The organism is Flocculibacter collagenilyticus (assembly GCF_016469335.1).
In the GTDB taxonomy this organism is placed as follows: Bacteria; Pseudomonadota; Gammaproteobacteria; order Enterobacterales; family Alteromonadaceae; genus Flocculibacter; species Flocculibacter collagenilyticus.
This window is the reverse complement of record NZ_CP059888.1, coordinates 592,572-606,837: the sequence shown is the minus strand read 5'-3', so window position 1 is coordinate 606,837 and position 14,266 is coordinate 592,572. Positions and strand designations below refer to the sequence as shown.

The following is a 14,266-nucleotide window of genomic DNA, read 5'->3' as shown; positions in this document are numbered from 1 at the left end:
TACTTGCACGCTTAATTGTATATTGTTGACCAATCAACCAAGATTGCAAGAAGAAGTGTCATTTAATCTAATCTATATCGTAAAGATAAGTAAATTAACTACCGATTTAAGTTTGGCATTGCCCACAGTATACCGTGCTACGTTGGCCTAACCGAATTTCTTTAAGTGTCTCTCCGCATTGGTGACACTTTTCACCACCTCTGCCATATACATCTAACTGCTGAGCAAAGTATCCCGGCTTGCCATCTACCTGAGTAAAGTCTTTTAAGGTGGTACCACCTTGTTGAATCGCGGTCTGTAGTGTTTGCTTAATAATCGGGACTAAACGTTGGTAGCGAGCTAAAGACACTTTTCCCGCGGCTCGTTTAGGGTGTATGCCCGCTTTGAACAGGGATTCATTCGCATAGATATTGCCTACCCCAACTACTATCGCATTATCCATGATAAATTGCTTGATCGCGCCGCTACGCCCACGCGACTTATCATAGATATATTCTGCAGTGAATATGTCTGTTAGTGGCTCAGGGCCTAGCTTACTCATCACGGAATGAGTTGGTTCACCTGCACCTTGCCATAGCATTGCACCAAATCGGCGGGGATCGTTTAATCGCAAAACCAAGTGATTATCAAATTCGATATCTACGTGATCATGCTTTTGCACTGGCGTAGTGCTTGGCACAACCCGCAGCTTACCTGACATACCTAAGTGCAAAATAATGCTGCCCTTTTCCGTATTTAATAATAAATACTTAGCCCGACGCGTTACGCTTACCACTTTTTCGTTTTTTGCTAAATGTACATCCTGCGGAATTGGCCAGCGCAGCTGTGGCTGACGAATGATAATATTCGTAATCGTTTTTTGTTCAATATGCGGTTGAATGCCTTGTCGGCTGACTTCAACTTCAGGTAATTCAGGCATAATGTTACTCGGTATTTGAATTAGGTAATTGCGGCGATAAAAGCTGAGCGTGTGAAGGTAAAAATAAACGAGACTGCACTAAACGGGTTAGTTTAAACCAACGTTGCTGCTGTTGGTCATGTAGGTAAACGAAGTCGCCATGCGAATATAAGGCATATACAGCCCCTTGTACTTGACCCGCTAGCCAAATAATCACTAAGTTAGGTTGCTCGCTTAATTCAGCAATAACCGTGCTTTCAGTCGCATCTTCTTCATCGTTAGTTTGCACTAACTCAGCTTGTAAGGTGCGCCAATTATGTGCAAGTTGACTAAATTGTGCTTCATTAAGTAATGCAAGCTGCGTTGCTGTGGGGGGTTGTGTTACGTTAGTGAGTCGCCAGCTTTGGCCAATACGTTCAACTGCATAACCAGGATACTCAAGCTTAAGAATAAAGCTATCAGCAGGTAATACCGCAGTCACTTTTCCTAACTGACTACTTTCCATGATCTTTTTATGCATACCATTAAATAACATAATCATGGCTAGCATGGAAAATATAAGAACATTATTCCAACCTTTCTTACTAAGTCGAATCATGGGCTCTCGGTTCTAGTTCAATGAATAAAGTGATGGTAAAAAATGATTATGGCTTACGCGAGCCAATGTAATTAATCTACATTATGTAGGCTTAAAAAACAAAAAACCCGACCAAGGCCGGGTTTTTAAAAATTAGTGACGAACACTAATTATTTAATTTTTGCTTCTTTGAAAATCACGTGCTTACGAACCTTAGGATCGTACTTTTTGATTTCCATTTTTTCAGGCATGTTACGCTTATTTTTATCAGTAGTATAAAAATAACCAGTACCAGCTGTAGAAACTAAACGAATCTTATCACGCATGACTCAGGTTCCTTAAATTTTTTCACCGCGAGCGCGGATCTCAGTTAGTACCGCGTCGATACCTTTTTTATCAATAACACGCATACCTTTAGTAGATAGACGTAGTTTTACAAAGCGGTTTTCACTTTCAACCCAGAAACGATGGCTCTGTAGGTTAGGCAAAAAACGACGCTTAGTAGCATTTTTCGCGTGCGAACGGTTGTTACCAACCACTGGACGCTTACCTGTTACTTGGCAAACTTTAGACATTTTAAACTTTCCTCAATTACTCTCAGCTTAAGCTAATTCTTTACCCTTATGGCCCACTAAGTCGCCCCGGGAATCTTGAAAGGGCGCAATTTATACTCGAAACGGCCTATAAGATCAAGCTTTATTTGCTTTTAATTTAATCTTTTTACTATCAAAAATGCAGCCTTAAAGCCTCTAAGACTATGGCGTAGCAAGGTTTTTGCTCATCACAAAAGCGCTACTCTTTTTTGACTAAAAAATAATTACATCACGCTTAATTTAACGTGGTAGGTAAATTCCTTTCACCACGTTTTGTACCTAATATATTCAATATAATATGTTCGAAATAAAATCACGTCACATTAAATTAAGCCGCGCTCCGCGAATGATACAATATTTCCGTCCCCAACTACAAAGTGATCAAGCACTCTCACGTCAATTAATTTAAGTGCTTCCTGTAAGCGTCGTGTAATCACTTTATCTGCTTGACTAGGCTCAGCCACACCTGATGGATGATTGTGGCTTAAAATCACGGCTGCTGCGTTCTTTTCCAACACTTTTTGCACGACCACTCTTGGATAAACCGCTGCACTGTCAATCGTGCCGTAAAACAGCGGCTCGAATTTAATCACTCGATGCTGGCTATCTAAATACATACAAGCAAAAACTTCATACGGTTGATCGCGCAGTTGTGCTGATAAATATTGCTTAACCGCATCTGGTGACGTTAACGCGTCTTCTCGTTCAAGGGTTTCATGGTAATAACGACGAGCCATTTCCATCACGGCCTGTAATTGAACAAACTTTGCTTGTCCAAGCCCTTTCTTTTCACAAAAATTGTCATACGGGCTGCTTAATAGTTCGCGTAAACTACCAAACTGTTCTAGCAACTGCATTGCCAACTCAATAGCATTTACGCCTTTAATGCCTGTTCGTAAAAAAATGGCGAGTAACTCAGCATCACTTAATGCATGAGCACCTTTAATTAGTAGCTTTTCTCGAGGACGATCGTGTTGCGGTAATGCGGTAATTTGCATTGCTAATTCCTTTTATTAAATTCCATATCCTAAGACGCACAATTGATTATAAATGTGTTATCTTATGGGCAAATTTTTTCTCGTTATTGTTAGCTAAATTACGCTGTACGCCTTGGTTTTCCTGCTAGTTAGGCACATGACTGTGCAAGCAAGCTTAACCAAGTTTACAGTGTGGTAGCGGGCAATACATTTTAAGAGCTTAACATTAAGTTATGAGCGTGTTAACTAACCGTAATATATTAATTGGAATAAGTGGTGGTATTGCTGCTTATAAATGTGCGGAACTTGTCAGGCGTTTAAAAGATCACCAGACAAATGTACGCGTAGTAATGACAAGCGCAGCGAAATCATTTATTACTCCGCTTACCATGCAAGCAGTATCGGGTAACCCGGTTGCTGATGATTTGCTAGATCCTGCCGCCGAAGCGGCAATGGGACACATAGAGCTGGCAAAATGGGCCGACTTAATTGTGGTTGCGCCAGCGTCTGCTGATGTATTAGCGAGAATTAACGCAGGTATGGCTAATGATTTACTTACTACGCTTATACTCGCCACTGATGCTCCTATAGCATTAGTGCCCGCCATGAACCAACAAATGTACAAAGCGCCTGCTACGGTTCATAACTTAGCTCAATTACAACAAAAACAATTTCATATTTGGGGACCTGCCCAAGGTGAGCAAGCTTGTGGTGATATTGGCCCAGGTCGTATGTTGGAGCCTGCTGAAATTCTTGAACATATCCAACAGCAAATAACCGCTCAGGATGAGGCAACGCAATCGCCCCAGCTATTAGCCAACACAACCGTTACCATCACTGCAGGTCCTACCCGCGAGGCGCTCGACCCTGTACGGTATATTAGCAATCACAGTTCGGGAAAAATGGGCGTTGCGTTAGCTCAAGCCTGTTTAGACTTAGGCGCACAGGTTAATTTAATTCACGGACCGATTCAATTACCTCTCCCAGTGAACGCTAACGCAATCGCAATTGAGTCAGCACAGCAAATGCACGATGAAGCGCTAATACATGCCAAACAAAGCGATATCTTTATTGCGTGTGCGGCGGTAGCAGATTATCGACCTGTAGATATAGCTGATCAAAAAATTAAGAAGTCGACTGACGAAATCACCCTGCGGATGGTTAAAAATCCAGATATTGTTGCAGCTGTTGCAGGGCTAACTGAGCACCGTCCGTTTACTGTTGGCTTTGCAGCCGAGACGCAAGATGTTGAAAAGTACGCAAAAGATAAAATGAAGCGCAAAAAGCTAGACATGATTTGCGCCAATGACGTGTCGATAGCAGGGCAAGGTTTTAACAGCGACAATAATGCATTAAACGTATTTTGGCAGAACGAGCACTGTTCGTTACCATGCGCTTCAAAAACATCCCTCGCTATGTCACTGATGAAAGTGATAAAACAACAATTCGATAACCAAAAATAAAGGCAAAATAGATCGTTATGAGTTTAAATTCTATTGATGTAAAAATTCTTGACTCACGTATTGGCAACGAATTCCCATTACCAGAATACGCCACTCCGGGTTCAGCAGGAATGGATTTAAGAGCATGTCTTGAACAGCCTTTAACAGTACTGCCTGGCGAAACACACTTAATTCCAACTGGACTATCTATTCATATAGAAAACACTGGCTATTGCGCCACTATCCTTCCTCGCTCAGGATTAGGCCATAAACATGGCATCGTGTTAGGCAACTTAGTAGGATTAATTGATTCTGATTACCAAGGCCCACTAATGGTGTCTTTATGGAACCGTGGTAATGAAAGCTTTACTGTTGAAGTGGGTGATCGCATTGCGCAGTTAGTATTTATGCCAGTAGTGCAACCTAGCTTTAATCTAGTAAACAACTTTGATGCCTCGGAACGTGGTGAAGGTGGCTTTGGTCATTCTGGTAAAAAATAAGGATGTATGATGCCAGCAAATAAACGCAGTAACCGTAAAGAAGATATTTTACAAAGTTTAGCTACCATGCTTGAAACAAGCCATGGCCAACGCATCACTACCGCCGCCCTCGCCAAACAGGTTGGTGTATCAGAGGCGGCCTTGTATCGTCATTTTCCGAGTAAAGCTCGGATGTTTGAAGGACTAATCGACTTTATTGAAGATAGCCTTTTATCTCGCATTAATATGATCCTTGAAAAGGAAAAAACCACCATTAATCGCATCTACCAAATTATGCAATTAATTCTGGGTTTTGCTGAAAAGAACCCGGGCATTAGTCGTATTTTAACGGGTGATGCACTAATGGGTGAGCAAGATCGTTTACGAGATCGAATTGCAGCATTATTCGACAAGTTAGAAACTCAGCTTAAGCAAGTGCTGCGTGAGCGAAAGTTACGAGAAAGCAAAACCTTTACAGTAGATGAAGCGCAGTTTGCAAACTTTTTACTGGCTTATGTTGAAGGCAGAATTAATCAATTTGTTCGTTCTGAATTTAAACGTAGCCCATTAGAAAACTTTGCCGAACAATGGAAAGCAATAGAGCTTAGCTGGAACTAGTTAGCCAAGTTTACTACTGACAAAATGAGCAGGTGCTAACCCATATTCACTATGTGTATAGCACCTTTCACTGGTTATAATGCTGAAGTTAATGGTGCTGTGCGTTACACTGCTCAGATCCATTCGTTGGTGCAGCCTCAATTTGTAACACGCTATGTTCAATATTAAACCGCTCTTTTAATAGCGTTTCTACTTCGTAACGACACAATTCATCATGCTTTTCTTTTGTGCAAGTTCCTTTTAGCACTATATGTGCACCAAAATACACTTTACCATCTGCATTTTTCACATAAAGGTTATGCACACTACCAATATGCTCTACCGTTTTAATAATACTTTCTATTCGACCAATCGGTGGTATCCGTTGATCGCTTTTTAACAAGCCAGTGACACATCCATACAGCAATTTGATACCGGTATATAGCACGAATAACGTAATGAGCATACTCGACATCACGTCAATTACAGCCCAGCCGGTGTAATGAATTGCCACTCCCGATACGAACGTAATCACAGTAGACAGCACATCAAAAAAGGTATGCAAAAATACCGCGTACACATTAATACTTTCGTTGCGCCCTTTATAAAGCACAAACGCGGCAGCGGTGTGAAATAAAAACCCAACACCAGAGATGGTAGACATTAGAAATGTGTTTACTTCATGGTGATCGCCATGTTGATGAGCGAACAACCGCTCCCCTCCTTCCCACAAAATAATACCGCTGATTAATAAATATAAAATCGCGTTAATTAATCCTCCGGTCAGTTCTGCTCTTCGAAAACCATCAGAATAGTTATGGGCGATTTTTACGGCTAAATAAGATGCTATCAAGGCAATAAATAATGAGCTGTTATGAACAAACAAGTGACTGGCATCAGCTAATACTGCCAGTGAATTAGAAAAATACGCACCCAACAATTGAATAACCATAAACGTGCAAGTCAGCATTAATGCTATTTGTAGTCTTCTACGAGATGATTTGTGCGTGGTTAAATCGGTCATAAATAAGATCTTGTTTGAAATGTAGCTGCTAACTCACTGTTATTTATAGACAGGTGTAATAAACATTACAACACACATAAAGTAAGTGATTAGCAATAGGATGGAAAACGGTGCTGATTATAGCAGTGGATTTAATAGTAAAACCAGCAAATAAAAATGAGATGACTGCTCATCATCTCATTTACTATTTAAACTTGTCTTTAAATGAAGCGGGTAGCTAGCAATTAGCTAACACCGTATTGCTCACGATACGCCGTCACATTGTCTAGGTGATCTTGCATTTCAGGCTTTTGTGCTAAGTAGCTGATTAAGTCATTCAGTTTAACAATCGAAATAACCTGCGTATTAAAATCACGTTCAACTTCCTGAATGGCAGATAACTCAGCTTTGCCTTTTTCTTGGCGATCTAACGCAATCAATACGCCAGCAAGGGTTGCCCCTTTCGCTTGAATTAATTCCATAGACTCACGAATCGCAGTACCCGCTGTAATAACATCATCAACCAACATAATACGACCTGCTAGGTCAGCACCGACTAAATTGCCACCTTCACCGTGTTCTTTTTTCTCTTTACGGTTAAAGCAATAAGGTGTATCGATGTCATGATGGTCAGCCAATGCAACTGCTGTGGTCGTCGCAATTGGAATGCCCTTATAAGCAGGGCCAAACAATACATCAAACTCGCATTTAGCTTCTATCAACGCTTGTGCGTAAAAGCGTCCGATACGCGCTAAATCTCGTCCCGTATTAAATAATCCCGCATTAAAGAAGTACGGGCTTTTACGGCCAGATTTCAGCGTAAATTCACCAAATTTCAGCACCTGTTTTTCTAGTGCAAATTCTATAAAATCTTTTTTATATTGTTTCATCTTGAATGACTCGGCTTATTTTATTCACATGCTAAGTAATGAGTTAAGCTGTATTCTGCATATAACTAATATGATTTACCTAGCATGCAAGTTATGAAATGGGATAACACTCAATAACCTTTACGGAACCTAGGAGTACAAGGAAGTAGTATAATTTAACCTACTCCCGTGTACGTTAAAAAGCGATTTAAGCTAGTGCTTGACGCTGAGCATCATTAATTTCACGAATCGCATGCTTAGCCAGCTCCATCATGTCGTTCATTTCTTCAAAAGAAAACGGTTCGGCTTCTGCTGTGCCTTGCACTTCAATCAATTTACCGCTTTCAGTCATGATCACGTTCATGTCGGTATCGGCTGAAGAATCTTCATCGTAATCTAAGTCAGCAACGGCTTCACCGTTATAAATACCCACAGATACTGCGGCTACCATTTCTTTTAATGGATTATTTTTTAGCTTGCCTTTTGCACGCATTAAATTAAGCGCATCTATTAATGCTACGCATGCACCTGAAATAGACGCAGTACGTGTACCACCGTCAGCCTGAATAACATCGCAGTCAACAGTAATAGTATGCTCGCCTAATAGCTTTAAATCGACTGCAGCTCGTAAAGAACGTGCTATTAAGCGTTGAATTTCCATTGTACGACCTGACTGCTTACCACGTGCCGCTTCACGATTGTTACGAGTATGTGTTGAACGCGGTAACATGCCATATTCAGCCGTTACCCAACCGCGCCCTTCGCCTTTCATGAATCGAGGTACACCATCTTCTACCGTTGCAGTACATAATACTTTGGTATTGCCAAACTCCACTAATACTGAACCTTCAGCATGCATAGTAAAATTACGAGTAAAGGTTAAAGGACGGATTTGATTTGCAGTACGATTGCTTGGACGCATGAAGATACCTTAGTAAGTTAGAACCAAAATTGCAGGCAATTATAATGGATAGTGCGCAATGATTCATAAAAAATTTACTGATAGCATGTCTTCCTAACCAAAGTAAGGGTATATTCTGTCATTAAAATCCAAATTAAGTGTAGAACGTATGCGCTTATTGTCGTTGTAGATGTAGCTAGGCCGCAAACAAGTCAATCAGTGCCGCCAGTCACACGGTATCTTCAAGTATAAAGGGTATAGTAAAAGGTTAGTAAAATAATAATGGCTGAATCCAATAGCACCTCAATCGGGCGAACTTTCTCAATTATTGCATGGTTACTACTTATGGCAATGCTGTACTTCTTTTTTGAAGATCAAATTGATCAGCAGCTTAATCCCAATCGAGACATCAACAGTTATAGCACCCATTCAACCAATGTCGTTACGCTAAACGCAGATAGATACGGGCACTTTATAACCCCAGGTACAATTAATCAGCAGCCCGTTATTTTTATGCTAGACACAGGCGCAACACACGTAGCAATTCCTGAAAAGATTGCCAATAACCTTGGCCTGATAAAAGGACAGAGTTATCGCGTTAATACTGCTAACGGCCAAACATTGGGCTACGCAACTGAAATAGCTCGACTGCAAATTGGCAATATTACGCTTAATAACGTAAAAGCAAGTATCACCAAAGGGTTTGAAGGCGAGCAAATTTTATTAGGCATGAGCGCGCTAAAACAGTTAGAATTTACCCATGCAAATAAGCAGCTTATTTTAAAGCAGTATCATTAACACAATCAATTAAGGTAGCAATATGTTGGCAAGCGACATTCGCCAAGCAGTAAAAGTAGCCCTAGCAGAAGACTTAGCAAACTTACCTCCTGAACAAGGCGACATTACCGCCTCACTTATTCCTGAACATGAGCAAGCAACTGCAAAAATTATTACACGTGAGCCATGTATTTTTGTAGGTAAGGCATGGGTAGAAGAAGTATTTGCACAACTTAATACCAGCATAACAATTGAGTGGTTTGTAGAAGATGGTCAACAGCTAAATGAAAATGACACCATTTGCACACTATCAGGCAATGCCCGCATCTTATTAACGGGTGAGCGAACAGCGCTCAACTTTGTACAAACATTATCGGGTACCGCCACAACTGTAAGCCATTACGTGCAAAAGCTGCAACATACCAACACCAAATTACTTGATACCCGAAAAACCCTTCCTGGCATGCGCAGCGCTCAAAAATACGCAGTAACCTGTGGTGGTGGCGCTAACCACAGAATCGGCTTATTTGATGCGTTTTTAATTAAAGAAAATCATATAGCTGCCTGCGGTGGAATCGAAGCCGCAATTCAACAAGCAAGAACAAACCACCCTGATAAAACCGTAGAAGTTGAAGTTGAAAACTTTGACGAATTGCAACAAGCACTCGATGCTGGTGCAGATATTATTATGCTGGATAACTTTACCATTCCACAAATTCAACAAGCGGTTGAGCAAACAAGTGGTAAAGCGAAACTTGAAGTGTCTGGCAATATGACATTTGATACGATTGCCGACTACGCCCAAACAGGCGTCGACTTTATCTCGTGTGGTGCGTTAACAAAGCACGTAACAGCCATCGACTTATCAATGCGTTTTCTTAAAGCGTAGCGTAAAACTAACTTCGGCTTGCTAATCTATTAGCATCCAGCATCTTAAGAAAATAATATCACGTTTAGCGTTTACATTAGCGTTAAGCGTGATTTCTTTTTATTACAGTTAATCACTGTTATCTGCCTTATGTTCTCTTAACTGTTCCCGCCATATAACGCTTGGCAAATACTCTATTATTTTTATACCACTTAGCCTTAGTTGTTGGTATTAATTGTTGGTATTAGCTGTTGGTAACAGCCTATTGTTCTGAATCACCTCATACTGAAAGGCATAAAACTGACTTTTTGCTGCTTTCAGCCATAACACCCAGCAAAAGCTCACTTTTCATACTTAAATGTTAACAAAAACAGAAACAGCATAAGCTGCAAGCTATCATTAATAGCATACTATCTAGGCGCTACTAGTGCGTAAATTGGCAAGTAAGCGCCGCACAAATGTACCTAAAAAAGATAAATATTCGTTTTTTCTGCATAACAGCTGTACGCTGAATCACCTAAATCTACTTACTTCCACTCATAACTCTATGTAAAAAGCGTAAAATTTTGCTTGCATAAAAAAAATATCCATTTTTTTTATGCAAAATGCAATTAAAGCTTGAAAACTTAGCTAAAATGTAAAAAACTAGCACTACCCCCACAAAAACAATATTTACTTACAAAATATTTACGTTAAATCTTCGGAGAAGTAAAAATGAAACAAATGAGAACGATGAAGCAAAAAGCCCAAAAGGGTTTCACGCTAATTGAATTAATGATCGTAGTTGCGATTATTGGTATTTTAGCATCAGTAGCATTGCCTGCTTATCAAGACTATACACGTGGTGCTGAAGCGCAGTCTATGGCTCGACAAGCCACAACATTTCAATCCGCAGTCGCTATTTGCTCTCAACTTAATGGTGGCGTTTTCGAACCATGTGATCACGGCAAAGAAAGGATACCGGATATAGCAGCTGGAACCACTCTGGGTGTAACAAAAGTTGTAGATGGCACTATACATATTACGCTAGGTGATATTGATGGCGATGGTACAGCTGAATCCTTTACACTGGAGCCTGACAATGTTGGAGCAGTAGTTGAGTGGGATTATACAAAAGGTGCTACTGGAACCGATGTATGTGCAGCAGGCTTTATCGATATGAATTATTGCTAATAATAAATAGTTTAGTCTGCGAGTTTATCAGCACATCAATATAGCTTTTTGATGTGCTATTTTTGTTTTAATGCCCGCTCTATTGATGGGCATATGATCACGATATATCGCTCTAAGAAACTGCGAGTATTATTAATATGAGATTTAGTACTGCGTCTCCTCTTGCAAGGAGACTTATTGCTGCAAACATAACCTCTGAAGAACACTTAGCAGAAAAAGCGAATAAGCAATCACACTATCATAATCTTACAGATTTTCTAGTATCAGAAAATTTCATTTCAAGTGAAAACCTTGCAAAATTTTGCTGCACTTGCTTTGGCACATCTTATCTAGACATAAACTTATTCGACTTAACAAGCATTGATGATGAACTGAAAAATCAATCTTTAAGCAAAAAACATCACGCTATCCCACTAAAAAAGCATAATAGAACTTTAATGCTTGCAATGTCAGATCCCACTGACATACGTGCTATTGAAGATTTTGAATTTAATACAGGCCTACAAGTAGAGTGTGTTGTAGCAGAAATTGAATATATAAAACTAGCGCTCGAATCTATATATGATAGCCATGAAGAACTCGACGTATCTGAGGTCGATTTTAAAGAGCTTGGGGAATTGGAAGTTGAAGAAGACACTGATGAAGATGACTCATCAGATTCAAGTGACGCCCCTATTATCGTCTACATTAATAAGATATTGATGGATGCAATCCGTAAAGGTGCATCGGATCTACACTTTGAGCCTTATGAAAAAGCTTATCGAATTCGTTTTCGTATAGATGGTGTTTTGAAAGAAGTAGCCCACCCTCCAGTAGCTCTTGCTAATAAATTATCTGCGCGTATTAAAGTAATGTCTCGGTTAGATATTGCTGAAAAACGTTTACCGCAAGACGGCCGTATAAAGCTAAAAATTACTAAAAATAAATCTATCGATTTTCGTGTTTCATCACTTCCTACATTGTGGGGAGAGAAAATTGTAATGCGTATTCTTGACTCATCCAGTGCGCAACTTGGTATTGATGTTTTAGGTTATGAAGAAGCACAAAAACAGCTATATTTAGATGCGCTAGCACAACCTCAAGGTATGATTCTAGTTACAGGCCCGACAGGTTCAGGTAAAACGGTATCACTTTATACTGGCTTAAACATTTTAAATACAGAAGAACGCAATATTTCTACGGCGGAAGACCCAGTTGAAATAAACTTAGAAGGTGTTAATCAGGTTCAAATTAACACGAAAGCAGGTTTAGACTTTGCGTCGGCTTTACGCTCTTTTCTTCGACAAGATCCCGACATAGTAATGGTAGGTGAAATCCGTGATTTAGAAACAGCGGAAATTGCAATAAAAGCAGCACAAACGGGCCACTTAGTTTTATCTACTTTGCATACTAATTCAGCACCAGAAACGTTAACGCGCCTGTTAAATATGGGCGTACCTGCCTACAATGTTGCCAGCTCAGTAACTTTAATTATTGCTCAACGACTTGCAAGAAGATTATGTCCCGAATGTAAAGAGCCAGAACAGCTCCCAAAACAAACCCTACTTGACACAGGCTTTACAGAGCAACAAATGCCACATATACAATTATTTAAGCCCATTGGCTGTGAGAAATGTACAGATGGGTATAAGGGTCGTGTAGGTATTTATGAAACCATGCCAATCACACCTAATATTTCCAAAATCATTATGGAGGGAGGAAATTCATTGGATATAGCTAATCAAGCAGCTCAAGAAGGCATAAATAATTTAAGAAAATCTGGTCTTTTAAAAGCGGCCAATGGTATAACTAGCCTATCTGAAATTAACCGTGTAACTAGCTTCTAATTTGGCTAAAGGTTTCACTCGTTAATTATTTTTATCGTTACATTAGGTGTATTAATGGCAACAACCAAAATAAAAGAGCCAGCAGTCTATCTTTGGGAAGGTGTAAACCGCCGAGGCAACAAAGTTAAAGGCGAAATTCGCGGTAGCTCTTCACTAGAAGTAAAAGCGCAATTACGCAAACAATCAATTATTCCGAGTAAAGTAAAAAAACAGCCTAAATCTTTGTTTGGTACATCGGGTGAAAAGAAATTAAAACCTGCAGATATCGCCGTAATTACCCGTCAAATAGCCACCATGCTAGCTGCAGGTGTGCCCTTAGTTCAAACAATTGAAATGATTGGTTCAGGTGCAGAAAATAAAGCAGTAACCACTTTAATGGGACAAATTAACTTGAAAGTTTCTGCTGGTACCCCCTTATCTGAAGCATTAAAAGATCACCCTCGATATTTTGACGATTTATACTGCGATTTAGTTAAATCTGGTGAGCAATCAGGTGCTCTTGACCGCATTTTTGATCGAATCGCATTGTATAAAGAAAAAGCTGAAGCATTGAAATCAAAGATTAAAAAAGCGATGTTTTACCCTGTCGCTGTTTTAATAATTGCAGGTATTGTAACTTCTGTTCTTTTAATTTTTGTAGTACCTCAATTTGCTGAAATTTTTGCAGGTTTTGGTGCAGAGCTTCCTGCATTTACCCAATTTGTCTTAGGTATTTCAGAAACCATGCAGGAATATTGGTGGATTGTATTAGCAACGCTAGTCGGTGGAGGGTATCTCTTCGGCTATACGAAAAGAAAAAATAAAGCATTCAGTGATAAAGTTGATGCCATGATCCTTAAGCTTCCTATTGTTGGTAACATTTTAGATAAAGCGGCAGTTGCACGTTATGCCAGAACCTTGTCCACTACATTTGCTGCGGGTGTCCCCCTTGTCGAAGCACTCGATTCAGCAGCTGGCGCATCCGGTAATGCCGTTTATCGAGACGCTATTAATGAGGTTAAAACAGAAGTTTCTTCAGGTAATCAAATGAACTATGCAATGAAACATACTAACGTTTTTCCAGATATGGTTTGCCAAATGGTGGCTATCGGTGAAGAGGCGGGCTCTATAGACTCAATGCTGGATAAAGTTGCAAACGTCTATGAACAAGAGGTGGATGATGCCGTTGATGGCCTTACAAGCTTAATTGAGCCACTATTGATGGCTGTGTTAGGTGTCATCATTGGTGGATTAATCATTGCCATGTATCTACCTATCTTTAACATGGGTAAAATTATTTAAGCCAT

The 14,266-nt window shown here is 40.0% G+C and carries 16 protein-coding genes; 8 read left to right on the top strand and 8 right to left on the bottom strand.

What is annotated here, in order from left to right; genetic code table 11:
• Positions 1-106: 106 nt before the first annotated feature.
• From mutM to radC, 5 genes are all read right to left on the bottom strand, one after another.
• Entirely contained in the window at positions 107-919 is an 813-nt protein-coding gene (gene mutM / locus HUU81_RS02690; protein ID WP_199610739.1) for a bifunctional DNA-formamidopyrimidine glycosylase/DNA-(apurinic or apyrimidinic site) lyase, read from the bottom strand.
• A gap of 4 nt (positions 920-923) precedes the next feature.
• Positions 924-1,496: a hypothetical protein gene (locus tag HUU81_RS02685; protein WP_199610738.1), complete on the bottom strand. Its 573-nt coding sequence runs from the start codon at positions 1,494-1,496 to the stop codon at positions 924-926.
• A 149-nt stretch (positions 1,497-1,645) separates the two neighbouring features.
• Positions 1,646-1,801, bottom strand: coding sequence for a 50S ribosomal protein L33 (gene rpmG / locus HUU81_RS02680; protein ID WP_005493124.1), 156 nt, complete (start codon positions 1,799-1,801; stop codon positions 1,646-1,648).
• 12 nt (positions 1,802-1,813) lie between these two features.
• Positions 1,814-2,050, bottom strand: a complete 237-nt coding sequence (gene rpmB, locus HUU81_RS02675) for a 50S ribosomal protein L28 (RefSeq protein ID WP_199610737.1) — start codon at positions 2,048-2,050, stop codon at positions 1,814-1,816.
• A gap of 341 nt (positions 2,051-2,391) precedes the next feature.
• Positions 2,392-3,066: a RadC family protein gene (radC, locus tag HUU81_RS02670; RefSeq protein ID WP_199610736.1), complete on the bottom strand. Its 675-nt coding sequence runs from the start codon at positions 3,064-3,066 to the stop codon at positions 2,392-2,394.
• A gap of 212 nt (positions 3,067-3,278) precedes the next feature.
• Here radC and coaBC point away from each other — a divergent pair, with 212 nt between their 5' ends.
• The 3 genes from coaBC to slmA are packed head-to-tail and all read left to right on the top strand — an operon-like array spanning position 3,279 to position 5,584.
• A complete protein-coding gene (gene coaBC / locus HUU81_RS02665) occupies positions 3,279-4,508 on the top strand; it encodes a bifunctional phosphopantothenoylcysteine decarboxylase/phosphopantothenate--cysteine ligase CoaBC (RefSeq protein ID WP_199610735.1) in 1,230 nt (409 codons plus the stop codon).
• A 17-nt stretch (positions 4,509-4,525) separates the two neighbouring features.
• Positions 4,526-4,987 carry a dUTP diphosphatase gene (dut, locus tag HUU81_RS02660; RefSeq protein WP_199610734.1) on the top strand — a complete coding sequence of 154 codons (462 nt, stop codon included), beginning with the start codon at positions 4,526-4,528 and terminating at the stop codon, positions 4,985-4,987.
• A 9-nt stretch (positions 4,988-4,996) separates the two neighbouring features.
• Positions 4,997-5,584: a nucleoid occlusion factor SlmA gene (gene slmA, locus HUU81_RS02655; RefSeq protein WP_199611939.1), complete on the top strand. Its 588-nt coding sequence runs from the start codon at positions 4,997-4,999 to the stop codon at positions 5,582-5,584.
• Positions 5,585-5,672: 88 nt separating this feature from the next.
• Here the strand turns inward: slmA and HUU81_RS02650 are convergent, their stop codons facing one another.
• From HUU81_RS02650 to rph, 3 genes are all read right to left on the bottom strand, one after another.
• Complete coding sequence (locus HUU81_RS02650) at positions 5,673-6,587, bottom strand: cation diffusion facilitator family transporter (RefSeq protein ID WP_199610733.1); 915 nt, start codon at positions 6,585-6,587, stop codon at positions 5,673-5,675.
• Positions 6,588-6,811: 224 nt separating this feature from the next.
• A complete protein-coding gene (gene pyrE, locus HUU81_RS02645) occupies positions 6,812-7,456 on the bottom strand; it encodes an orotate phosphoribosyltransferase (RefSeq protein WP_199610732.1) in 645 nt (214 codons plus the stop codon).
• Between the two features lie 187 nt (positions 7,457-7,643).
• Positions 7,644-8,357 (bottom strand): ribonuclease PH, encoded by a 714-nt coding sequence (gene rph, locus HUU81_RS02640; RefSeq protein ID WP_199610731.1) that lies wholly within the window; start codon positions 8,355-8,357, stop codon positions 7,644-7,646.
• Positions 8,358-8,618: 261 nt separating this feature from the next.
• Between rph and HUU81_RS02635 the strand changes: the two genes are divergently transcribed.
• From HUU81_RS02635 to HUU81_RS02615, 5 genes are all read left to right on the top strand, one after another.
• Positions 8,619-9,134 (top strand): retropepsin-like aspartic protease family protein, encoded by a 516-nt coding sequence (locus HUU81_RS02635; RefSeq protein ID WP_199610730.1) that lies wholly within the window; start codon positions 8,619-8,621, stop codon positions 9,132-9,134.
• A gap of 22 nt (positions 9,135-9,156) precedes the next feature.
• A complete protein-coding gene (nadC, locus tag HUU81_RS02630; protein ID WP_199610729.1) occupies positions 9,157-10,002 on the top strand; it encodes a carboxylating nicotinate-nucleotide diphosphorylase in 846 nt (281 codons plus the stop codon).
• A gap of 693 nt (positions 10,003-10,695) precedes the next feature.
• A complete protein-coding gene (locus HUU81_RS17550) occupies positions 10,696-11,154 on the top strand; it encodes a pilin (RefSeq protein ID WP_407644831.1) in 459 nt (152 codons plus the stop codon).
• A 137-nt stretch (positions 11,155-11,291) separates the two neighbouring features.
• The gene (gene pilB, locus HUU81_RS02620; protein WP_199610728.1) at positions 11,292-12,980 is read left to right on the top strand and encodes a type IV-A pilus assembly ATPase PilB; all 1,689 of its coding nucleotides are present in this window, start codon (positions 11,292-11,294) and stop codon (positions 12,978-12,980) included.
• A 54-nt stretch (positions 12,981-13,034) separates the two neighbouring features.
• Complete coding sequence (locus tag HUU81_RS02615) at positions 13,035-14,261, top strand: type II secretion system F family protein (protein ID WP_199610727.1); 1,227 nt, start codon at positions 13,035-13,037, stop codon at positions 14,259-14,261.
• Positions 14,262-14,266: the final 5 nt, after the last annotated feature.